General features: G+C 41.8%; 21 protein-coding genes and 1 pseudogene. 18 read left to right on the top strand and 4 right to left on the bottom strand.

Annotated elements, in window-relative coordinates; genetic code table 11:
* The first annotated feature begins 53 nt into the window (after positions 1-53).
* The 6 genes from ABT996_RS05775 to ABT996_RS05750 all read left to right on the top strand — a co-directional run bounded on the left by ABT996_RS05775 (position 54) and on the right by ABT996_RS05750 (position 8,074).
* The gene (locus ABT996_RS05775; protein ID WP_010688171.1) at positions 54-998 is read left to right on the top strand and encodes a DNA-directed RNA polymerase subunit alpha; all 945 of its coding nucleotides are present in this window, start codon (positions 54-56) and stop codon (positions 996-998) included.
* 27 nt (positions 999-1,025) lie between these two features.
* Complete coding sequence (gene rplQ / locus ABT996_RS05770; RefSeq protein WP_004050261.1) at positions 1,026-1,409, top strand: 50S ribosomal protein L17; 384 nt, start codon at positions 1,026-1,028, stop codon at positions 1,407-1,409.
* Positions 1,410-1,898: 489 nt separating this feature from the next.
* The gene (locus ABT996_RS05765) at positions 1,899-2,363 is read left to right on the top strand and encodes a YSIRK-type signal peptide-containing protein (RefSeq protein ID WP_035447746.1); all 465 of its coding nucleotides are present in this window, start codon (positions 1,899-1,901) and stop codon (positions 2,361-2,363) included.
* A gap of 108 nt (positions 2,364-2,471) precedes the next feature.
* Positions 2,472-5,885 (top strand): G5 domain-containing protein, encoded by a 3,414-nt coding sequence (locus ABT996_RS05760; protein ID WP_161633759.1) that lies wholly within the window; start codon positions 2,472-2,474, stop codon positions 5,883-5,885.
* A gap of 201 nt (positions 5,886-6,086) precedes the next feature.
* Positions 6,087-7,415, top strand: a complete 1,329-nt coding sequence (locus ABT996_RS05755) for an FAD-containing oxidoreductase (RefSeq protein WP_010688166.1) — start codon at positions 6,087-6,089, stop codon at positions 7,413-7,415.
* A 14-nt stretch (positions 7,416-7,429) separates the two neighbouring features.
* Entirely contained in the window at positions 7,430-8,074 is a 645-nt protein-coding gene (locus tag ABT996_RS05750) for an SDR family oxidoreductase (RefSeq protein ID WP_029507269.1), read from the top strand.
* A gap of 44 nt (positions 8,075-8,118) precedes the next feature.
* Here ABT996_RS05750 and ABT996_RS05745 read toward each other — a convergent pair whose 3' ends face one another.
* Positions 8,119-8,652 (bottom strand): NADPH-dependent FMN reductase, encoded by a 534-nt coding sequence (locus ABT996_RS05745; protein ID WP_035447751.1) that lies wholly within the window; start codon positions 8,650-8,652, stop codon positions 8,119-8,121.
* 128 nt (positions 8,653-8,780) lie between these two features.
* Between ABT996_RS05745 and ABT996_RS05740 the strand changes: the two genes are divergently transcribed.
* The 6 genes from ABT996_RS05740 (at position 8,781) to rpsI (ending at position 13,019) form a co-directional block, all read left to right on the top strand.
* Positions 8,781-9,620 carry an energy-coupling factor ABC transporter ATP-binding protein gene (locus ABT996_RS05740; RefSeq protein WP_010688163.1) on the top strand — a complete coding sequence of 280 codons (840 nt, stop codon included), beginning with the start codon at positions 8,781-8,783 and terminating at the stop codon, positions 9,618-9,620.
* Positions 9,596-10,468, top strand: coding sequence for an energy-coupling factor ABC transporter ATP-binding protein (locus ABT996_RS05735; RefSeq protein WP_010688162.1), 873 nt, complete (start codon positions 9,596-9,598; stop codon positions 10,466-10,468). The genes ABT996_RS05740 and ABT996_RS05735 overlap by 25 nt, the downstream gene beginning before the upstream one ends.
* Entirely contained in the window at positions 10,461-11,255 is a 795-nt protein-coding gene (locus tag ABT996_RS05730; protein ID WP_035447753.1) for an energy-coupling factor transporter transmembrane component T family protein, read from the top strand. The genes ABT996_RS05735 and ABT996_RS05730 overlap by 8 nt, the downstream gene beginning before the upstream one ends.
* Positions 11,256-11,264: 9 nt before the next feature.
* A complete protein-coding gene (truA, locus tag ABT996_RS05725) occupies positions 11,265-12,017 on the top strand; it encodes a tRNA pseudouridine(38-40) synthase TruA (protein ID WP_035447755.1) in 753 nt (250 codons plus the stop codon).
* A 152-nt stretch (positions 12,018-12,169) separates the two neighbouring features.
* Positions 12,170-12,613, top strand: coding sequence for a 50S ribosomal protein L13 (rplM, locus tag ABT996_RS05720; RefSeq protein ID WP_004050247.1), 444 nt, complete (start codon positions 12,170-12,172; stop codon positions 12,611-12,613).
* Positions 12,614-12,626: 13 nt separating this feature from the next.
* Positions 12,627-13,019: a 30S ribosomal protein S9 gene (rpsI, locus tag ABT996_RS05715; RefSeq protein ID WP_004050245.1), complete on the top strand. Its 393-nt coding sequence runs from the start codon at positions 12,627-12,629 to the stop codon at positions 13,017-13,019.
* A 714-nt stretch (positions 13,020-13,733) separates the two neighbouring features.
* Here rpsI and ABT996_RS05710 read toward each other — a convergent pair.
* Entirely contained in the window at positions 13,734-14,420 is a 687-nt protein-coding gene (locus ABT996_RS05710; protein ID WP_010688158.1) for a GntR family transcriptional regulator, read from the bottom strand.
* A gap of 123 nt (positions 14,421-14,543) precedes the next feature.
* Here ABT996_RS05710 and ABT996_RS05705 point away from each other — a divergent pair, with 123 nt between their 5' ends.
* From ABT996_RS05705 to mmuM, 4 genes and pseudogenes are all read left to right on the top strand, one after another.
* Positions 14,544-15,971 carry a glycoside hydrolase family 1 protein gene (locus ABT996_RS05705; RefSeq protein ID WP_035447757.1) on the top strand — a complete coding sequence of 476 codons (1,428 nt, stop codon included), beginning with the start codon at positions 14,544-14,546 and terminating at the stop codon, positions 15,969-15,971.
* Between the two features lie 73 nt (positions 15,972-16,044).
* Positions 16,045-16,521 (top strand): methylated-DNA--[protein]-cysteine S-methyltransferase, encoded by a 477-nt coding sequence (locus ABT996_RS05700; protein ID WP_035447843.1) that lies wholly within the window; start codon positions 16,045-16,047, stop codon positions 16,519-16,521.
* Between the two features lie 74 nt (positions 16,522-16,595).
* Positions 16,596-17,152: pseudogene (locus ABT996_RS05695) on the top strand (TMEM175 family protein).
* Between the two features lie 115 nt (positions 17,153-17,267).
* On the top strand, positions 17,268-18,197 hold the full coding sequence (gene mmuM, locus ABT996_RS05690) for a homocysteine S-methyltransferase (RefSeq protein ID WP_035447759.1): 930 nt from the start codon (positions 17,268-17,270) through the stop codon (positions 18,195-18,197).
* A 34-nt stretch (positions 18,198-18,231) separates the two neighbouring features.
* Here the strand turns inward: mmuM and ABT996_RS05685 are convergent, their stop codons facing one another.
* Together ABT996_RS05685 and ABT996_RS05680 are read right to left on the bottom strand one after the other, a co-directional pair.
* Positions 18,232-19,392, bottom strand: coding sequence for an MFS transporter (locus ABT996_RS05685; RefSeq protein ID WP_010688154.1), 1,161 nt, complete (start codon positions 19,390-19,392; stop codon positions 18,232-18,234).
* A 74-nt stretch (positions 19,393-19,466) separates the two neighbouring features.
* Positions 19,467-20,804, bottom strand: a complete 1,338-nt coding sequence (locus tag ABT996_RS05680) for an aspartate aminotransferase family protein (RefSeq protein WP_035447761.1) — start codon at positions 20,802-20,804, stop codon at positions 19,467-19,469.
* A 452-nt stretch (positions 20,805-21,256) separates the two neighbouring features.
* On the opposite strand from ABT996_RS05680, the gene ABT996_RS05675 reads away from it, so the two are divergent.
* On the top strand, positions 21,257-21,937 hold the full coding sequence (locus tag ABT996_RS05675; RefSeq protein ID WP_052006345.1) for a putative quinol monooxygenase: 681 nt from the start codon (positions 21,257-21,259) through the stop codon (positions 21,935-21,937).
* An 89-nt stretch (positions 21,938-22,026) separates the two neighbouring features.
* Positions 22,027-22,650, top strand: coding sequence for a GNAT family N-acetyltransferase (locus tag ABT996_RS05670; protein WP_035447763.1), 624 nt, complete (start codon positions 22,027-22,029; stop codon positions 22,648-22,650).
* The last annotated feature ends 45 nt before the right edge of the window (positions 22,651-22,695 follow it).

Genomic DNA, 22,695 nt, shown 5'->3' with positions numbered 1-22,695 from the left:
ATAATGTTTTCAACCAGATTACACGTAACGTTTTGAAAGGGGTAAAGATAAGAATGATCGAATTTGAAAAACCAAAAATTCATAAAATCGAAGAAGGCCAAGATTACGGCAAGTTCGTCGTTGAACCGCTTGAACGTGGTTATGGTACAACTTTAGGTAACTCCTTACGTCGTATCTTACTTTCTTCCTTACCAGGTGCGGCGATCACTGATGTTCAAATTGATGGTGTGTTACATGAATTCTCAACTGTAAAAGGTGTTTTAGAAGATGTAACAGCGATCATTTTGAACTTAAAGAAAGTCGCACTTAAACTTGATTCTGAAGATTCTCAAACTTTGGAATTTGATGTTGTTGGGCCAAAAGAAGTTACTGCCGGTGACATTCAAGGTAGCAGTGATGTAGAAATCCTCAACCCAGATCAATATATTTGTACTGTGGCTGATGGCGCTGTGTTCCATGCTCGAATGACTGCTAACAAGGGTCGAGGCTATGTTTCCGCAACGGAAAACAAAGCTAAGGCTGAAGACATGCCTATTGGCGTTTTACCAATCGACTCAATTTATACCCCGATCGAACGTGTCAACTACCAAGTAGAAAAAACACGTGTTGGTCAAAAAAATGATTATGATAAATTAACGTTAGACGTGTGGACAAACGGCTCGATCACACCAAGTGAAGCAATCAGCTTGTCCGCTAAGATCTTAACAGAGCATTTGACATTATTTGTTGATTTGACAGATGAAGCTAAGAATGCTGAGATCATGGTCGAAAAAGAAGAAACACATAAAGAAAAAATGCTTGAAATGACAATCGAAGAACTTGACTTATCTGTACGTTCATACAACTGCTTGAAGCGTGCTGGTATCAACACTGTGCAAGCTTTGACTAACAAGTCTGAAGCAGATATGATGAAGGTACGTAACCTTGGTCGCAAGTCCTTGGAAGAAGTTAAGGCTAAATTGGCAGATCTTGGCTTGTCATTACGTCATGATGACTAATATAAAATTTAAGGGAGGGAACTGTTCATGGCTTACCGTAAATTAGGTCGCACAAGCGCACACCGTAAATCAATGTTACGCAACTTGACAACTGACTTGATCGTTAACGGTCGTATCGTTACAACAGAAACACGTGCTAAAGAAGTACGTAAGACTGCTGAAAAGATGATCACTTTGGGTAAAAAAGGTGATTTAGCTTCTCGTCGTCGTGCTGCTGCATTCATGATGGATGTTGTTGCAGACGTTAAAGAAGATGGCGATAAGGCAGTTGTTCAAACAGCATTGCAAAAGTTGTTTGAAGAAGTTGCACCTCGTTTTGAAGGCCGTAACGGCGGTTATACACGTATCATCAAGATGAACGAACGCCGCGGCGATGCAGCTAAGATGGCTGTTCTTGAATTGGTCGACTAATTTTTAATTATTAGCGACGAATATTACTAGTGTCACTTTTATAGCGATAACTGGGCGTTACGATGTTGGGTAAAACCGAGTCTAGTCCTAAGTAGCAGGTGTTGGATCTGTGAAACCTTCGTTATAAAAAGTGATTTTTTTATTATCTTCATTTTTTTGGTATAAATCTTAAATAACGATGAAAAGAGTGCCTTTTTTAGGGCACTCTTTTTTAGTTTATATAACTTAAAATTTTTATGTTTGAATTTAGGAGTTTGCGGACTAAAACTTTATTATTAGGCGTTTTTTAGCTATTTGAGAAAACCGTTTTTTAAATGTAAATCGTTAAATTAAGGCATTAGATAAAAAAATTAATCTTTTGCTGGATAAAAACGTTTTTTTAGAAGATAACCTTTAGATTTTCATAATTTAAATTGTTTTTTGCTTAGTAAAAATTTAATATTAAATTGTAGAATGATAACTTAAGGTCAGATCAATTGGAGGAAAAAAATGCTTTCAAAAAATAATCATAAATTATCTAACCAAAAACTATCTGCTAAAAAGCAACGTTTTAAAATAAAGAAATTGAGTGTAGGGGTAGCGTCTGTTTTGGTAGGTACTATGTTTGCCACCTATACAGGAGTGGATCGTGCGTCAGCGGATACTCAGGTTGATCCCGCAGTGACAATGACAGAAACTGACGATACAAAAGAGACATCTGAGAATGATACTTTAAAATCTACTGAAGCATCGACCGAAGTGACTGAAACGATGCCGGAAAACACCGAAACAGAGACAGTCGAGGATACAGAAACACCAGTTGAAACTTCTGTGACACCAGCTCCAGCTATTCAAGCAGAAACAGAAAACTCAGTGGTCGATACTGAGGCTCCTGAAGCGTCAGCAAATACAGAGGCAAAAACAGTAACTAATGAGGCAGATCCAGTTCCTGTTGTTGAAAACGAATACGGCTAAAGTTCAGGATTTAGAGCGGCTAAAGCTAATGAAGTTAAAGTTTATAGCTTAGATAGTCAAGTTGCGATTAAAAATGGTGGTGCTAAAGTAACGGCGATGGATGGTTATGTGGATAAGAAAAAACATACCACAAGATCTGAAGTCGTTCGTGTAGAAGTTAAATATGTCCCAAGTGCAAAAACAGGTAAAGAATTACCGATCTCGATCGAGTTGACCAGTAATTCTAATTATGAACTGCCAAGTTCGATCAAAGTAAATGGCACTTCTGTTGCACTGACTGGAGATGGTTACTATTATTCCAAAAATGTTAAGGTCAGACCTAACGAAGAAAGCCTGATCGAGTTTACGGTCAATGTTTCAGGTCGTTTAAATAAAGTGACTTCCTTCAATATATACATCGCTACGGCTAATCAAGGGTATGGCCAACCTTTCCCAGCTAAGCATCAGGGCCAAGCTTTTATCAATAACGCTTTAGTTGCAACTAATAAATTTGATTCTAAAGCCTATAATGATGTGATCCAGGAATTAGAAGCACCGGCTGATAAAGTAGAACAAGTAGAAGTACCGTATGAAACCGTATATAAAGCAGATCCAGAACTGCTCGGGGGCCAACGTCAGGGTGTTTCAGGGCAAAAAACAGTCATTACGACACATGTTCTAGGGGCAAATAACCAATTCGTTGCTAAAACGAGTGAAGAGATCACCAAACAACCAGAAGCAGAGATCGTTCGCGTCGGGACTAAGGCGGAAACTACAACTGAAGCCATTCCATTTGTAACGGTCTACGAAGAAGATCCAACCATGAAGGTCACAGATAAAGAAGTGATCGCGGTGGCAGGGGTCGCAGATCAAAAAGTGACGACAAAAACATATACTTTAAATGAACAGACTGGTGAACTAACGACCCAAGAAACAGTGAAGGTGACCGATCCAGTCAATCAAGTTATCAAGCACGGACCAAGTGGTGAGATCAATTACCAAACAGAATATCGTGAAAATAAGAACCTTACTGCGGGTGAAACGAAAGTCATTCAAGCTGGTAAAAAAGGTGCTTCGACTAAGGTCTATGACCCAGTAAATGGTACAGCTACGGCGACCTTTAGTCCAAAAACTGAAGCTAGTGTGACAAGAGAGCCACAATTGATCGTCGTTTTAGTTGAAAATAGTGGTGTAGTCGATATGTATCTATCGACTGACGTTTCTAAATTAGCACCACTCTGGGATAAGATGGAAGATGGCGACAAGTTACTTTGGATCAGTGCTTTGCGGATCCCAGAAAAATTTGATGATGCTAAAGCAAGTTATTCGGTCAAAGGACAAGATACAGCGATCAAACCATTAGAAAGCATTGGCACGATCACAGCTGATCAAATTCCAGCACGGTTTAATATTTCCGATGAGGATCTTAAAAATGCGGAAATTCGTTTAGAGACTGACCTCTTTACAGAAAATGAGAATTCTTTGATCAATAATAAAGCTTTGGTAAATCTATTGAATAAAGCTGGTTCACGGGTGATCTCGATCAGAAATACCGGCCAAAACAAACAGGAATTCAAAAAGTTTGGTTTTGCGGAAAAAGCCTTCCAAAAAGCTAAGATGCCATACAAATTGGATGATCAAGCTGGATTGCTCAGTGTGACACCAAACTTGATCCCAACGATCGTATATAAGCCATTGACGATCGCGATCGCTGATCCATCAGGTGAATTGCAGATCACATCTGCTCAATTAAAAGTTGGCTCTGAGGTAAAAGATCTTAAAGTAGCTGCTGGTAAAGTTCAGGATGAATATACACCGAAAGATGATACGCCGATCGAAGTCAGCTATGCTTTTGCAGGTAAAGCAACACAAACACGTGCGATCGAATTTAACGTAACTGCAGATGGCACGTCAGTAGCTAAATTATCAACAAATGTGCAACCAAAAGCTCATTTTGAAGTTACAACACCAACAAATGAGATCATCGAAGTCGGGACGAAACCAACTTCGACTTCAGAAGAGATCCCATTTGAAACGATTTACGTGACTGATGAAAAGATGCGGGCCGATGCCCCAGAAGTTGTCTTGGTTGAGGGTAAGGTTGGCCAAAAAGTGACGACGATCAACTACACGCTCGATCTAAACACAGGTAAAGTGACTGCCCAGCCACCACAAGAAGTTATCACTGCTAAACCGATAACTCATCAGATCAAACGTGGTGTGGGTAAAGAAACTTCGCTCCCATATACAACAATTTATCAAGCAAGTGAAAAATTAGACTTAAACAAACAAGAGATCAAAGTTAAAGGTAAAAATGGTGTCTTGCAACCAAATGGGGTGGTCACTAGAGCTGCTGTTACCGAAATCATCTTAGTTGGGACCAAGCCAACGGTCGAAGAAAAGACGCTAGATTTTACGACTTTATACACGGCTGATCCAATGAGTTTACCAACTGATCCAGAAGTGATCGAACAAGTTGGTAAGGCTGGTAAACAAGTAACGACGACTAAATATAAAGTTGATCGCAAAACTGGGGCGGTAACAGCTTTAGAACCAACAGTCGAAACGACTCCTGCGGTCGATCAGATCGTAAAACGCGGGACTGGTAAGACGACTATTGTAGCTAAGCCAACCAAATATGTTGCTAATGTCGAGTTAGCAAATAAGACGACACGTGAAGTCGTGGCTGGGGTCGATGGGGTCGTTCATCCAAATGGTAAGGTCTTGACCGAAGTGGTTGCTCGTGTGATCGAAGTTGGGACTAAACCAGTCGTGGTCGAAACTGCGATTGAGCCGCAAGTGATCTACCAAGATGATCCAACGATGAAAAAAGATGATCCAGAAGTGATCGTGGTTCCAGGCACAGCAGGTAAGACGATCGAAACAACGACCTTTACTGTCAATGAACAAACGGGTGAAGTAAGCTCAAGTACAGCCGTTGAAACGATCAAAGCGATCGACCACGTGATCAAGCGTGGTAGTGGTGAAGAAAATCAGATCCCATACCAAACACGCTATGAAGCTGATGAAACAATGGCAAATGGCACAACAGCCGTTAAAGTCGCTGGTCAAGTAGGTATCAAACATCCAAATGGTACAGTAACTAAAGAACCAGTAACTGAGATCATTTTGGTCGGGACCAAGCCAGAGGTAGTAGTCGAAGAACTCGATTTCACGATCTTATGTGAAGCCGATCCGACCTTACCAGTGGGGACGACAGTCATCGTACAAGCAGGGGAAAAAGGACAAAAGATCAAGACCATAACTTATCGCGTTGATGAAGAGACCGGTGAATTGATCGCTGAAGAAACTGAAGAAGTGATCGCACCAGTTACTCAATTGGTCAAACAAGGGACTAAGGTAGAAGAACCACAACCCGAAGTAAAACCAGTGGCTAAGGTGGAAACACCTAAAGCGCAACCAAAAGTTGAATCACCACAAACTGGGGATGTCAACGAAAATAACTTATCGCTACTTGGCTTGCTCGGACTTACGGGAGCTGGACTTTTAGCTGTCGGACGTCGTAAACGTCAAATCAAATAGTTGAAAAGATCAGTGCTCATCCTGGATGGGTGCTGATTTTTTTAGTATTTAGGCAAAAAAATTGCTTTTGCAAAACGAAAGCGGTAACTTCAGTATGAGAGTGGTTATTTATCGAACTTATAATTTGTAAGCATGTTTCGTGACAAGTTGGAAAATGTTTGTATAATCAAGAGTAGTAAGTAAAAGAAAGTGGGAGTGAAAATGGAAAAGGTAAAAAATATTATTATCGGTTTTGGTAAGGGTGGTAAAACTTTAGCCAAGACTTTGGCAACTAAAGGCGAGGAAGTTTTAGTGATCGAACGTTCTGACCAGATGTATGGGGGAACATGTATCAATATCGGTTGCTTACCCTCCAAACGCTTGATCATTGAAGCTGAGAAAAAGGCTGATTTCAGTCAAGCTGTTACTGGTAAAAATGAGATGACAGCTTTCTTGCGGGATAAGAATTACCACATGTTGGCTGACGAACCGACTGTGCGTGTTTTAGATGGGACCGCTAAGTTCAAGTCAGACCATGTAGTCACAGTAACGACGCCTGCTGGTGAGACCCTAGATTTTGAAGGGGAACGGATCTTTATCAATACTGGAGCTGAACCAGTGATATTACCGATCCCAGGTCTAGCAGATAGCAAGTATCTATTGGATTCAACTGGTGCGATGGATCAAAGTGAATTGCCTAAAGAATTGGTGATCATTGGTGCTGGTTATATCGGGCTTGAATTTGCTAGCATGTTTGCCAATTATGGTGCTAAGGTCACAGTTTTGGATGCATCAGATAAGTTTATTCCAAGAGAAGATGATGATATTTCCCAAATGGTCTTTGATGACTTGAGTGCTTTGGGGATCGACTTTAAGTTGGGTGTCAAGATCAAAGAAGTTTGCGACCTTGAGGATAAAGTTGAGATCGTCTATGAAAACGATGGTGAACATACCGTAACAGCGGATAAAGTTTTAGCTGCGACGGGACGTAAACCGCGGACTAGCGAACTAGGCTTAGAAAATACCGCGATCAAATTGGATGAACGTGGAACAGTGGTCGTTGATGATCAATTGCATACCAGTGTTCCTGGTGTCTGGGCGATCGGGGATGTTAAAGGTGGGTTGCAATTCACCTATATCTCTTTAGATGATTTCCGGATCATTAAAGATGAACTTTTTGGCGCTGGCAAACGTCGGATCAGTGATCGTAAAAATGTGCCTTATAGCGTCTTTATCGAACCGCCATTGTCTAAAGTTGGTCTAAATGAAAAAGAAGCTAAAGCAGTAGGGATCGAATATAAGCTCTTCAAGTTACCAGTTGCAGCTATTCCTAAGGCCCGGGTCTTAAAGGATACTCGGGGACTCTTTAAAGTTTTAGTCGATCCTGAAACTGACTTGATCTTAGGGGCTACGATCTATGCTAAAGAATCACACGAGTTGATCAATTTGCTCAGTTTGGCGATCAATGCTAAATTACCATACACAATGTTGCGTGATCAGATCTATACCCATCCAACGATGAGTGAAGCGCTCAATGATGTTTTAAAGTAAAGTAAGGTAATTATATAATGCGAATTTTTGTAGTCGGTGCTACTGGTCGAGTTGCATCAGAATTGGTCAAAGAGCTAGTTGCTAAGGGGCATCAAGTAACCGCAACTGCGCGTCATCCGGAAAATGTCTCGTTGAAGGATTCACCCCAAGTGACTGCAGTCAAATTAGATCTGCATGCTTCAAAAGAAGAATTGGCAGAATTGATCGGTCAACAAGATGCGATCTACTTTACAGCCGGTTCACGTGGTAAAGATCTCTTACAGACCGACGCTTTTGGGGCTGTCAAGACGATGCAAGCAGCCGAGTTGAATGGTATCAAACGTTATATCATGTTGAGCTCATTACATGCCTTAGAACCAGAATTTTGGCATGAGAACGGTTTAGCTCAGATCATGGATTATAACATTGCCAAATTCTTTGCGGACCACTATCTAGTGCATAACACGGACTTAGATTATACGATCTTACAACCAACAGCTTTGACCGAAGAACCTGGTACAGGTAAGATCACGGTCGGGGCGACTAAAGTTTCTAAAAATCCGATCCCAGATGTGGCCTTGACCTTAGCTGAGATCTTGGAACATGACAATACACGCAAAAAAGTTATCATGATGAGCAGTGGTGATACACCGATCGCTCAAGCTTTGGCAAACGTATAGTAATGGCTAACTAAAAAGCCGACCAGCACCGGTCGGCTTTTTAGTTAGCTTAAAGAGCGTTTGAACTCAGCTGCTAACGCTGGAAGTAAAGGTTCATATGTACTTAGAGTCTTTAAGGCTTCACTTGGACTTGCACTAGGTGAGAGCGTGATCATCGGTGCTACCGAAAGAACAGGCATTTTGAGCCCTTGCATGACTAAACGTAAGGCGATCTGGACTTGGGAGCCACCGTGTCCACCAAAAGTAACTAAGCAAGCGGGTTTTCCTTGCCATTCGCAATAGAGATAGTCAAGCGCATTTTTCAAGACCGCAGGATAGCCCCAGTTATATTGCGGAACGATGAAGATAAAGCCCGCGTAAGCAGCGATCTTTTCACTCCAACGTTTGGTCTTCTCATGCTGGTAAGTACCAGTTTGGGGCATTTCACTTTCATCTAAGAAGGGTAAGTCAAAATCAGCTAGATCGATGATATCGTAAGTCAGCTCAGCTTGAGGCAGATTTTTTGCGAACCATTCAGCGATCGAGGGGCTCCGGCGCCCAGGACGCGTACTACTGATGATGATCCCGATTTTTTTCATAAAATTTCACCTCGTGACTTTAATTTTAGAAGTAAAATCTCAGATTGGCAAATTAAAACGTGAGAATGTGGTATATTATTCCTAAAGGGTTGCAGACTAGCAACTAGAATTTCAGTGGGGGAAGCTAAATGAGTGTAATTATTGAGATAAAAAATCTTAGCTTTGCGTACGATGAAGCGAGTCAAAAAAAGACATTGTCGCAGATCGATTTAACGATCGAACAAGGGCAGTGGGTCGCTTTGATCGGCCATAATGGAAGTGGCAAGAGTACTCTGGCTAAATTGCTCGATGGGCTATTGACGCCAACTGAGGGGACGATAACTGTGGCCGGTCTTCCTTTGAATGAAGAAAATATTTGGGCGATCAGAGATCAGATCGGGATGGTCTTTCAGAATCCGGATAATCAATTTGTGGGCGCAGATGTTGAAGGGGATGTGGCCTTTGGCTTGGAAAATCGAGGTGTACCCTATGAACAAATGCATCAACATGTTCAAGAAGCCTTGGAAGCTGTTAACATGCAGGCTTTTGCCAAACACGAACCGGTCCGGCTTTCGGGTGGACAAAAGCAGCGCGTTGCGATCGCAGGCGTCTTGGCGATTAGACCACAGATCGTGATCTTCGATGAATCGACCAGTATGCTTGATCCCGAGGGCCGAGCCGAGTTAGTTGCTTTAATGCGACGCTTGAATAAAGAAGAAGGTTTTACAGTCATTTCGATCACACATGATATCGATGAGGCGGCTCTGGCTGATCGGATCATTGTGTTAGAGCAAGGTAAAGTGATCGATGATGATACCCCAGAAAATATCTTTACCCGGGGCAATGAATTGAGTAAAGTGGGGTTAGATGTACCTTATCCCGAACGGTTGAAGCATGAGCTAGCTAAGCTGGGGATCAAAGTACCCGAAAAATATTTGACAGAAAAGGAATTGGTGGACTGGTTATGGCAATTCAACTTGAAAAATTAAGCTATACGTATCAAGCCGAGACCCCGTTAGCCCAACAAGCTCTAAAAGATGTGAGCTTTACGATCAAAGATCAAAGTTTTACCGCTATTGTTGGACATACTGGGAGTGGAAAGTCCACCTTGCTCCAGCATTTAAATGGACTTTTAAAACCTACTAGTGGTCGTTTGACAGTCAATGGGCAGGTGATAACGCCAGCGACTAAAAATAAAGAGTTGGCCAAGTTGCGCCAAGAAGTTGGTTTCGTGTTTCAATTTCCTGAAGCTCAACTATTTGAAGAGACGGTCTTAAAGGATATTGCCTTTGCACCGAAAAATTTTGGGGCAACGGCTGAAGAAGCTGAAAAGATCGCGCGTGAAAAAGCCAAACTCGTTAATTTAGATGAAAGTGTGTTGGAGCGTTCACCGTTTGAGCTTTCTGGGGGGCAGATGCGTCGGGTCGCGATCGCAGGGATCTTAGCGATGTCACCTAAAGTTTTAGTTTTAGATGAACCGACTGCAGGCCTAGACCCGAGCGGACGTGCCGAAATGATGGCGTTATTCAAACGACTTCATGAAAAAGAAAAATTGACGATCATTTTAGTGACCCATCAAATGAACGATGTGGCTAATTTTGCCGATCAAGTTTTAGTGATGGAATCAGGGCGCTTGCTCGCCGATAAAACACCAGCTGAGCTCTTTTCTGATCCCGACTGGCTAAAAGCACATCACTTAAATCTGCCACAAACGACCGCATTTGCGCAGCGGTTAGTCGAACGGGGATTGAAATTTGCGCAGCTACCGTTGACTGAACATGAATTAGCACAAATTTTAGCGACAAAAATAAAAGAACAGGGGGCTGAAAATGGATAAATTATTACTCGGACGTTATATACGGGGTGATTCTTTGGTACATCGCCTTGATCCCCGTGCCAAAATGATCTTGTGTTTTTACTTTGTGTTGATCATTTTTTTATGTAACAACTGGCAATCATATCTGCTATTAGGAACTGTGACCTTGCTCAGTGTTTTACTTTCAAAGATCAGCCTGAGTTATTTTGTCAAAGGGGTCATGCCGTTGATCTGGCTGATCTTATTTACAGTCCTCTTGCAGGTCTTCTTCACCCGTGGCGGCACGACTTATTGGCAATTTGGACCACTGACCTTGACACAGTTTGGCTTAGTCAATGGTTTTTATGTCTTTTGTCGTTTTGTGTTGATCATTTTTATGTCGACACTTTTGACCGTGACAACGACACCACTTGCGATCGCGGATGCAACTGAATCGTTGATGCAACCGTTAAAGAAACTAAAGGTCCCAGTGCACGAGATCGCTTTGATGTTGTCGATTGCATTGCGTTTTGTGCCGACTTTGATGGATGAAACGACTAAGATCATGAATGCACAACGCTCGCGTGGGGTCGATTTTAGTGAAGGCAGTTTGATCTCCCGGATAAAGGCCGTGATCCCGCTATTGATCCCCTTATTTGTCAGTGCCTTGACGCGGGCGGAAGATCTGGCAACTGCGATGGAAGCGCGTGGTTATCGTGGAGGAGAAGGGCGAAGCAAGTATCGTTTGCAAGTTTGGCATTTACAAGATACGCTAGCGCTAGTATTTTTTTTCCTAGTGACCCTTGCTTTGATATTTTTGAGAAATTGAGGAATTTTAATGACGAAGCGTTATATGATAACTTTAGCCTATGATGGCACTAATTTTGCGGGTTTTCAGGCCCAACCTAAGCAACGGACCGTGCAGTCAGTTCTAGAAAAAGCACTCAACAAGATGAGTAAATTTGACGACTACATCACGATCTATGGCTCGGGGCGCACTGACTCGGGTGTCCATGCTTTGGGGCAAGTCATTCACTTTGATTTTCCCCATGATATCTCACCAGAAGGGATGCTCAAGGGGTTAAACTCAATGTTGCCCCTTGATTGTGAGGTCATCGACTGCAAGATCGTCAGTGATGACTTTCATGCGCGCTTTACCACTCATGGCAAGCGCTATATGTACCGTGTCAGCCGTTCGTGGTTTACCGATCCTTTCAAACGTTTCTACACGGGACATTACAAATATCCCCTTGATATCAAGCGGATCGAAGAAGCGATGCCCGATGTCGTGGGGACCCATGATTTTTCGAGTTTTGTAGCTTCAGGCAGTCAAACTAGAGATCATGTCCGAACGATCTATGAGGCTACCGTCAGAGAAGACAAAGAAAACAATGAAGTGATCTTTGAATTCTACGGCAACGGCTTTTTGTATAATCAAGTGCGGATCATGGTAGCGACCTTGTTAGAGATCGGAAATGGTAAACGTCCAGTCCATGATTTTTTGCGCTTGTACGAAGTCAAAGACCGCAATGAATGTCGGGAAACAGCACCCGCAAGTGGACTTTATCTGAAGAAAGTGTATTATGAATAAAATAATAGCTTGATTTTACGATTTATTGAAAGTTATAATTGACTATACCTAAAAAAAATCGTAATATAGTATTTGGTATTGTTTGCCCCACAGTAAGCCCCGTTAATCTTATTGTTTGTCAAACATGTATACATTAAATGGAGGAAATAAACGTGCGTACAACATATATTGCAAAACCAGGCGAAGTAGAACGTAAATGGTATGTCGTAGATGCAACAGATGTTCCTTTGGGACGCTTATCCACAGTGGTAGCATCTGTTTTACGCGGCAAGAACAAGCCTACTTTCACACCAAACGTTGATACAGGTGACTTTGTGATCGTCATCAATGCAGAAAAAGTTGCTTTGACAGGTCGTAAAGCAACAGATAAGATCTATTACCATCACTCAAACCATCCAGGTGGCTTGAAGGAACGTACAGCTGGTGACTACCGTGAAAAGGATCCAGAAAAATTGATCGCATTATCTGTTAAAGGTATGCTTCCAAAGGGTACTCTTGGTCGTGCACAAGCTAAGAAGCTTCACGTTTACCGTGGTGCAGAACACAAGCATGCTGCTCAAAACCCAGAAGTATTAGACATCACAAACTTAATCTAGGAGGAAAACGAATTTGGCACAAGTACAATATCGCGGCACAGGTCGTCGTAAAAACTCAGTTGCACGTGTGATCTTGGTACCAGGTACAGGTAAGATCACAATGAACGGCAAATCTGCAGAAGAATACATTCCATTTGCAAACTTACGCGAAGTTATGGCTCAACCATTCGTTGCCACAGAAACAAAAGACCAATATGATGTATTGGTAAACGTTAACGGTGGTGGCTTCTCAGGTCAAGCTGGCGCTACACGTCATGGTATCGCACGCGCTTTACTTGAAGTAGATCCAGACTTCCGCGGTGTCTTGAAGCGTGCAGGTCTCTTGACTCGTGATGCACGTATGAAAGAACGTAAGAAGCCAGGTCTTAAGAAGGCTCGTAAAGCTTCACAATTCTCAAAACGTTAATATCGCGTTATATCAACATTTCAAACGCATTTCTCACTTCGGTGGGAGATGCGTTTTTTTGTTTTGACCTAGACTTTTCAGAAGATTATGGGATATTTTATTTGCCGTAGACCATTATCAGGGATATCATGGAGAAAGAAAATGGAGTGTGTTAGTCAGATCGTGAAGCTATTATTTCTCTTGCAGAAAAAAGTTCATGATCGTGATATTTGCAATGAATGTTAATGGTGGTAAATAAATTAAGAAGGGAAAAGCTATATTACTTCTAGTAATTCAGGAAAGATATGGCTAGGTGCTAAAAATTGAAAAAGATTAAGCGGTTTTTATTGGAAAGAAAGACAACATGGGAGTTGTTGGGAGTTTATATGGATCATTTTGGTGAAAGGTTACCGATAGCTCAGATGTGTGTAACTGATAGTGAATTGAGAGAAATTCTGATCAGAGCTTTACTCGAGAATAAGAAGTATAAGTTGAATATTCCCAAGGGATGTATTGTATAGATCCATAAGATGATTAATAAATCAGATTTGACGTAATAGAACTTTGGAGCAAGAAGTTGCTACGATCAAACAAAGGACAGCCGATTTAAGAATCACAAAAGATAGAGATTGATCTGCAGAAAAATGGCTAATCTGCAGAAATATTGTTGTCTATATTATATAAATATGATCAACCAAAAGAACCAGCACATCGTGGGATCCACAACGTGCTGGTTCAATTTGATTGGGCGTAGAATTTAGCTTGGCAGTAAGTGCGTGAATAGTCAAAAATGCGCCCATCATTTAAATAATAAATATCTTCGAGTCGTAAAGCGGGACTATTAGGGGGCAAGTCTAGTAATTTAGCTTGAGCTTCATCGAGCAAAACACTATCAAAGTATTTATCCGAAAAACCGATCTTTAGGCCTTGGGCGCGTAAATAGCTAAAGATCGAGCCTTCTGCTACAGTAGCGGGTAAATGACCGACGAGATCGGCAACATAAAAAGATTCTTCTAGCCAAAAAGGTTTACCATCTAAATATTGTAACCGCAAAATGCGGTAGACCAAACTGCCGACTGGGAGCTGTAAATTTTTAGCAATTTCAGGTTCGGCGGGGAGTTTTTCAAAAGCGAGGACACGGTTGGTGATCCGTTCGTGAAAATTACCAAAAAAACCAGCAGTATTTTGAAATAAAGGATCATAATCTTGGCGTTGGCGCCGTCTGACAAAGATCCCACTTCCCTGAACTTGGTAGACTACATGCGAATTTTCGAGATTCTTAAGTGCTTGCATCATCGTGTTTTTGCTCACACCATACATTTCCATCAATTCGGTCAAACTGGGCAGTTTAGTTCCATGGGAAAGTTGATTATCATCGATATAAGATTTGAGCTTGTTTGCGATCGCTTGATGTTTTAACATATGCTATTTCACCTCATATTTCAGTATAGCATAATGAAAACGCTTGACAAAATGTTTGGTAACAATTTAGCATATAAGTGTACCCAAACAATTATACATAATCTAAGAAAGGGGCTTATACAAATGATCCATCAAACATTAAAACCATTTCCAAAAGATTTCTTATGGGGGGCTTCGACTTCGGCTTACCAAGTTGAGGGTGCCAGTTTAGAAGACGGCAAAGGACCATCTTTTCAAGATACCAAGGAATTGCCACCAGGGACCGCTGATCTAACGGTCTCAGTTGATCATTATCATCGTTACAAAGAAGACATCGCCTTGATGGCCGAGATGGGTTTTAAAGCATATCGTTTCTCGATCTCATGGTCACGTGTTTTACCAGAAGGGATCGGGAAAGTTAATCCTAAGGGGATCGAATTTTATAATAATTTGATCGATGAATGTTTGAAATATGATATCGAACCGATCATCACGATGTTTCATTTCGACATGCCGGCAGCTCTGGAAGAAAAAGGTTCTTGGAGCAATGCGGAATCTTCCGAATGGTTCAAGGAATTTGCTCAAGTGCTCTTTGAAAATTACGGTGACCGGGTCAAATATTGGTTGACGATCAATGAACAAAATATGATGACTTTAGTTGGACAACTGATCGGTACATTACGTGTGCCAGAAGCAACAACGAACTTGACTAAAGAGATCTATCAACAAAATCACCATCAATTAGTGGCGCAAGCTAAAGCGATGCAATTATGCCACGAGATGTTGCCACAAGCCAAGATCGGTCCGGCGCCAAATATCGCGTTGGCTTATCCTAATGGTAATCGTCCAGAAGACATCATCGCGGAACAAAATGCCAATGCGATCCGCAATTGGTTATATTTAGATATGGCTGTTTATGGGCGCTACAATAACTTGGTTTGGGCGTATTTAGAAGCTAAAGATGCAACCCCAACGTTTGCTCCTGGAGATGCCGAAGTCTTAAAGGCAGCCAAACCTGATTTTATCGCTTTTAATTACTATACTTCATTTACGGTCGAAGCAAGTGATGGTAGTGAACAGATCGATGACAAATTTGCTGATCAGCAATCCGCAATGTCTGAACCGGGATATTACCGCAGTGTACAAAATCAAAATTTGAAAAAGACCGAATTTGGTTGGGAGATCGATCCAGTTGGCTTTAGAGCGACCATGCGTGCCTTATATGATCGCTACCAACTTCCATTATTAGTCACGGAAAATGGGATCGGAGCTTATGATGAACTAACTGCAGATGGAAAAGTCCATGACCCATATCGGATCGTTTATTTGCGCGAACACATTGCTCAGATACAAAAAGCGATCTCGGATGGCGTTGAGATGTTAGGCTATAATCCATGGTCAGCGATCGACCTGATCTCAACGCATGAAGGAATCAAGAAGCGCTATGGTTTCATCTATGTTGATCGGGATGAATTTGATCTCAAGACTTTAAAACGTTACCGCAAAGATTCATTTTATTGGTATAAAAAAGTTATTGCGACTAACGGCCAAGATCTCAGTGATCAGTTCTAAACCAAGAGTGGCTGGGGGATGTGCTTAACTATAGACTTGTGTTATGCTAAAGAAAAATCAAGCAGGTGAAAGTATGTACTTCAAACAGATCTATTCCACGCCCCTGGGAGAATTGCTGTTAGTCGGGACCGAAACAGAACTTGTGGGAGCTTGGTTCACTGATCAAAAATATTTTGCTCCTGATTTTTCACTTGAAAAGATCGCAGATGTTGAGACTCCGGCTTTAAAACAAGCTAGAGCATGGCTAACGGAGTATTTTAATGGTCAGATCCCGACTACAAAGATCACGTTAGCACCACAAGTTACGCCTTTTAGGCAGCGAGTATTGCAGCAACTACAGCAGATCCCCTATGGAACTACGGCGACCTACCAAGAGCTAGCAAAACAATTGGCCTCGCATCCAAGGGCTGTCGGTGGGGCTGTAGCGCATAACCCATTGAGTCTTTTTATCCCGTGTCACCGCGTTTTGGCAAGTGACGGCAGTTTGCATGGCTATGCTGGTGGACTTGACCGTAAACAGGCGCTACTAGAACTGGAACAGATCTTATAAAAAATTATTGCCAGATCATTTAAGATATTTTAAAATAATAAAAAATGTCTAGGAGGCAATATAAAATTATGGAAATGTCAAAAGAACGCCTGACTGCCTTCACTGATGCAGTATTAGCGATCATTATGACGATCTTAGTTTTAGAGTTGAATAAACCTGAAGCGATGACTTGGGCTGCCGTTTGGGATCTACGTGAGAGTTTCTTTGCCTACACTGTTTCATTTTTCTGGTTAGGAACGATGTGGGTCAATATGCACCGAGCTTGGCATAATGTTGAAAAGATCAATAATGAACTAGTATGGAACTCTTTGATCTTGTTATTCTTTTCTTCATTTTCCCCTATACAACAAGTATCGTAGCTGATAATTTTGACAGTCCCGTTGCTCAAACGATGTATGGAATCATTGTTTTAGCTGTTACAGCTTGCAATATTTGGATGTATGTGGAACTAAAACGCATAAATAAGGGAAAATCAGTCGAGGCAGATTTTAGTATCCTAGATGGTCGTGGCATGTTTGATGTTGCAGGAAAAGTGATCGGTCTGATCTTGACTTTAACGATCTTTCCGCCTGCAATGATGTGGGAAGTCTTGATCACGGCGATCTTTATCGTTTTACCACGCTCGATCTGATCAGTAAATAAGTTGGTGGTAACACCAGCTTATTTTTTAGTTTGAGTGTAAAAACGTACATTTGAGTAAGAAGAGTGGTAATATAGGTTAAAACTTAGCAAAGGGAAGTGAGTGAATGAACGAAAAATTTACTGAAAATATCCACGTTTTAGATGGATCAATGGCGGCTACCTTGAAAGAACAAGGAATAGATAGTACGGGTGAGCTGTGGACAGCCCAAGCGTTAAGCGACAATATCGAAGCTGTTTATGATGCGCATTACAGTTATTTAGCAGCTGGAGCCCAGATGATCTTGACCGATACGTATCAAGCTAATCTGCAAGCTTTTGAAAAAGCTGGTCATTCCAAACAGCAGGCTGAAAACTTGGTAGGGATGGCGGTATTAGTGGCTCAAAAAGCTCGAGATGACTATGAAGAACAGACCGGAAAACATGCTTTAGTGGCTGCCTCGATCGGACCATATGGAGCCTATCTTGCCGATGGCAGTGAGTATCGGGGGGATTATTTGTTGAATGATGCGCAATATCTTAATTTTCATTTGCCACGTTTGACGGCCGTACTTGCGCAAACACCGGATTGTTTAGCTTTAGAGACCCAGCCAAAACTCTCAGAACCACTAGCTTTATTGAGATGGCTGGAAAAAAATGTGCCTCAGATGCCAGTCTACGTTTCATTTACACTCCGAGATGAAATGACACTTAGCGATGGGACCGAACTTAAGCGGGCGGTTGCAGCGATCAGTAAATTTGAGCAAGTATTTGCGATCGGTGTCAATTGTATCGTACCTGAGCTTGTGAGTGGAGCGCTTAAAGTTATGCGGCAAGCAACGACTAAAAAGCTCATCGTCTACCCTAATCTCGGAGCTCAATATGATCCTGAGACTAAGACATGGGCCAAAAGTGAGCAACAGTTAGATTTTACGCAGCTGACTGAAAAATGGTATCAAGCTGGTGCGAGCATCATTGGTGGCTGTTGCATGACGACGAGTCCCCAGATCAGTCAGATCGCAACGTACCTTGAGCAGTATCAAAAAGAGAATGTATAAAAAAACACGCGCTGAGGCGTGTTTTTTTATTAGACTAAATTTTTTTGTTTTGAGCGTAAAGGATGAAAACGAGGAAAGTGGCTAGGATCCCATAGATGGAACCGATATAGCCGATATTTCCCAGTGAAGTAACACTGACGGCTTGGGCTGCAGTCAATGAACCCAGCGAGATCCCTAGGTTAGCAAAGATCGAATTGAGCGATGATGCTAGATCAAGGGATTGGGGATATTTTTTCTCAGCGATATCTAAAAACATCAGCTGAGTTGAGGCACCATAGCTAGCAAAGCAAACGCAAAGTAGAGCGATCGTTGCTGCACCTAGCCACGGAAGCTGAATTGCTGGTCCTAAGAGCAACATCAATAGTGTCATCGTGATATAGACGTAGCGGAGTGGCTTTAAGCCACCATTATCGGCTAAATAGCCACCAAACTTATTGCCAATGATAAAGAAGATCCCCATCCCAAACAATAACCAGTTGAGCCAAGTGTTATTAAAGCCCATTTCATTAGTGAAAAGTGGACGGATATAGGTATAGATCGTATAGTCAGCGGCGCACACAGCTACGACAAAGGCGACGCCTAAGAGAACTTGCTTTTCTTTGAGTAGCGCAAATTGATGTTTGAGTGTCCCTTTAAACTGAGGGGTATCTTTAGGCACGAGCCAAAGCAGTAGGCATAAGACGATAAAGGTGATCGCACTGATCATCCAAAAGCTATCGTGCCAGGAAAAAGTCGTACTGATCAAAGTTCCAAGGGGGATCCCGATGATCGAAGCTAAACTAAAACCGGCAAAGACCCAAGAAACTAGGCTAGCTCGTTTATGCCGCGGTGCAATGTAGTTGGCCATGACCAAAACGATCGAAATGATCGCCCCAGCTACACTGGCGGTCAAGATCCGCGACAATAGAAGCGAAGTAAAGTTAGTGGCTAAAGCGGTCCAAGTATTGCCGATAAAAAAGATCAAGATTAGTGCTAGTAAGACACGATGCCGTAAAAAACGATTGCCAAATGAGGTTATAAGCGGAGTGCTTAGCGCATAGACAAGTGCAAAAATGGTGACTAACAGCCCAAGTTGTGATAACCCAGTCCCAAATTCACTCGAAATGTCTGGTAAGACCCCGACGATAATATACTCATTACATCCGAGCATAAAAGCGATAAAAATAAATAAACATGCCTGTAAGCGATATTTCATGATAATTGCGGTCCTTTCGATTTAAATTGCATATATCATTTTAAACCACAAAACCGCTTTTTGGCTATTAATTTTTACCACCCTAATTCAGCCGCATTTTTAGGCAGTTGGAGTTTTCCTGCTGCTTCTTCGCTAAAGACTTGCTCTAAGATCGCAAAGGCTTGTTCTAACTGAGCTGTGGTGATCACAAGTGGTGGTTGGAAGCGTAAGATATTGCCCCGTAGACTGATCATGATCACACCTAGTTTAAAGGCACGGTGGATGATCTTGGTCGCAATCTCGGTGGAAGGCTGTTTAGTCTTAGGGTCAACGATATCGATCCCACCATTGAGGCCATACATTCTGACATCACCGATAAAATCGTATTTTGCTTGAGCTTGTTGGAAAAAGGTCGCCGCTGATCTGCCTAGTTCTGTCGAGCGACGTAAAAGCTCTTCTTTTTCGATGATTTCAATAGTAGCTAGAGCAGCTGCTGCAGTGAGGGGATTTCCTGCAGTAGTAAAAATATGAGCCGGAGCGTCCAACGCTTCCATGATCTCAGCTCGTCCGATCACTGCACTTAGTGGAAGCCCAGATGCTAGTGATTTGCCGACGCTCATGAGATCGGGTTCAAGCTCGAAATGTTGGATCGACCACCATTTACCGGTTCGTCCCATGCCCTGATTGACTTCATCGACTGCAAATAAGATCCCGTGTTCATGAGCAAATTCATAGACTTTTTGGAGATACTTTGTCGGTGCTTTGATGATCCCACCATCACCTTGGATCGGTTCGATCAAGATGCAGGCGACTTCATCAGGAGGAAGATAGGTCTCAAATGGTAACTTAAAGGCTGCAAACATTCGCTCTACAAATTGCTCTTCAGTCTCTTGCGACGCTTTTTGCCAGGGGTCGGGATAAGGTACTTTGATGATCCCGGGAAGTAAGGGACCGAGCTTGCGGGTCATGTTCAAACTGACACCCGAAGCAGTCAGAGAGCCATAGGTCGAACCGTGATAAGCTCCGGTAAAAGTCACGATGTATTGCCGCCCAGTATAGGCGCGCGCAAATTTGATGATCGCATCATTGGCATCTGAGCCAGAATTTCCCCAGGCTAACTTGACAGGTCCTGACATTGGTGCAAGTTTTGTTAATCTGGTGCTCAATTGGGCTGCGATCTGATTAGCAAAATAGGCTGGTGTGTATTGGATCAACTTTTGAGCTTGCTGGGTGATCGCTTGGACCACCGATGGATGACAGTGCCCAGTGTTGGTCGATGAGGCGGAGGCTAAGAGGTCGATATATTCTTTGCCGTCAGCATCAGTCAATAGGGCGCCGTTTCCTTGTGCGATCACGAGGTCAAAGTACTTGATCCGTGATTGCGAAGCTAAACTGCGGGCTTCTTGGTGAAGTAATTCATCATTTTTTGCCATAGTAGCACCTCATTTCTTTTTCTTAAAAAAAGATTACGTGTATTATAAACCTATTAATGAAAGATTTAAAGTATATTTTTTAAGTAATTTAGGGAAATTAAGGTTGCTATAACTTAAAATTGAAAATAACTTGTGTGATATATAAGTGCCGTTTTGTTAAAGATTTTGTTATAATAAAGCAGAAAGGCTCGAATAGTAAAATTAAGAATTAGCCGTGATTTTTACAGAAAAAATTTAGAATATTAATCAAAAGGAGTGATCGGAGTGTCAAAGCCGGCAATCGATATCTTTGCCCATGTCTTGCCTCCTAAATTTTATCAGTAATTATTACAGTTAGCGCCAGAGTTGATTGTTGGGGCTGTTATGACGGTCCTCGAGGCAATTTTGACACCTAAAGAGCGCGAGCAGATCATGTATTTAAACTTTGAAAAATTAATGGCAGGTGATATGAAGTGACCAATTTGGAATATCCGCCTTTGTTTAGATTGTATGAACTTGAGATCAAACCAGAAAAGAAAGCGGAATTTTTAGCTTTAGGACAGAGAAATTTGAATTTATCGATCAAAACTGAACCGCAGACATTAGCGATGCATGCAACTCATATTGATGAAAAGGGGCTGGAGAATCTAGTCTTTGAGCTCTATCAAGATACTGCGGCGCAAAAACGACATCAAGCCTCACCGCAATTTCAAAAGTACGCGACTTTTGCTAAAAATGCGATCGTCAATCGCAAGGTGATCGATCTGATCCCAGAATTATTACTGGAAAAGTTTGATTTTTTAGGTAAAGGGACGCCAGATAATATGACGGTAAAATTAGCTAAATTACAATTAGAAAAATCCAGTGCTGCTGCCTTTAAAGCTGCCGTCTTTAGTGAAATGCACCAAGCGATCGTACTTGAACCCGGTGTTTTAGCGATGTATGCAGCAACGGTCCAGAATAAGCCGGATGAATGGATCTTTTTAGAATTCTATCAAGATAAACAAGCTTATGCCAAGCACCGGGAGACTCCACATTTTAAAGAATATATCAAAAAGACTACTGATCTAGTGGCAAAAAAAGAGCTATTAGATCTAACAGCTGATACTTTAGTCAGTCAGGGGAATTTGAGTTATGAACGTGGGGAAAATTAATATTAGAGATACGTTATTTGCGTCTCTCTTTTGTTTTTGGCTCAAATACGCTAAAATTTAGGTGTATTTCAGTAAAGTGAGTGTGAAAAATGGAAATTGATTTAAGGCTGATGCGGGCAAGTGACTATGATGAGATCTTAAAGATGGTGATCACAACTTGGGATTATCGCTCTTGGGTCCCCAAAGACCTGGTTGAACCGATGGCAGAATACTTTTTGAGTGATCTTTTGCAAAAATCAGATCATATCGTTGTGGTAACGGTCGACGGTAAGCCTGCCGGGATCTGTGCCGGCGACGTTTTAGACTATACGAAGATCCAGCGCTTTTGTTTGCGGAAAAAGACTGCTGCTTTAGGTGCAATCTTAAAGCAGACCGAACCTGATTCGATCTTTGAAAAATATATTCAAACGATGGCATTAGATCAGGAGCTGTTACTTCAAAGTAAACGTGAATTTGAAGGGAGTCTCAATTTATTGTTGGTCAATGGAAAATATCGTGGTCTAGGTTTAGGGAAAAAATTATACAACAACTTCTGTGAATATTTACAAAAAAATGGTGTCAGATCATTCTATTTATATACAGATGATTCATCGGATTATGGCTTCTATGAACATAATGGCTTAGAAAAATTGGTGGAAAAGCGTTTTTATTGGGATGAAGGCAACGAAGAGACCGCCGAGACTTATTACCTTTATGGGCGAGACTTTAACTAAGCAAAATCTTTACAAATTTAGCTTTTATCGTTAAACTTAGGTGGA

This window comes from Ligilactobacillus sp. RTP31139st1_D10_RTP31139_211217, from assembly GCF_040226755.1.
In the GTDB taxonomy this organism is placed as follows: Bacteria; Bacillota; Bacilli; order Lactobacillales; family Lactobacillaceae; genus Ligilactobacillus; species Ligilactobacillus animalis.
This window is presented reverse-complemented; position numbering and strand designations above follow the sequence as displayed.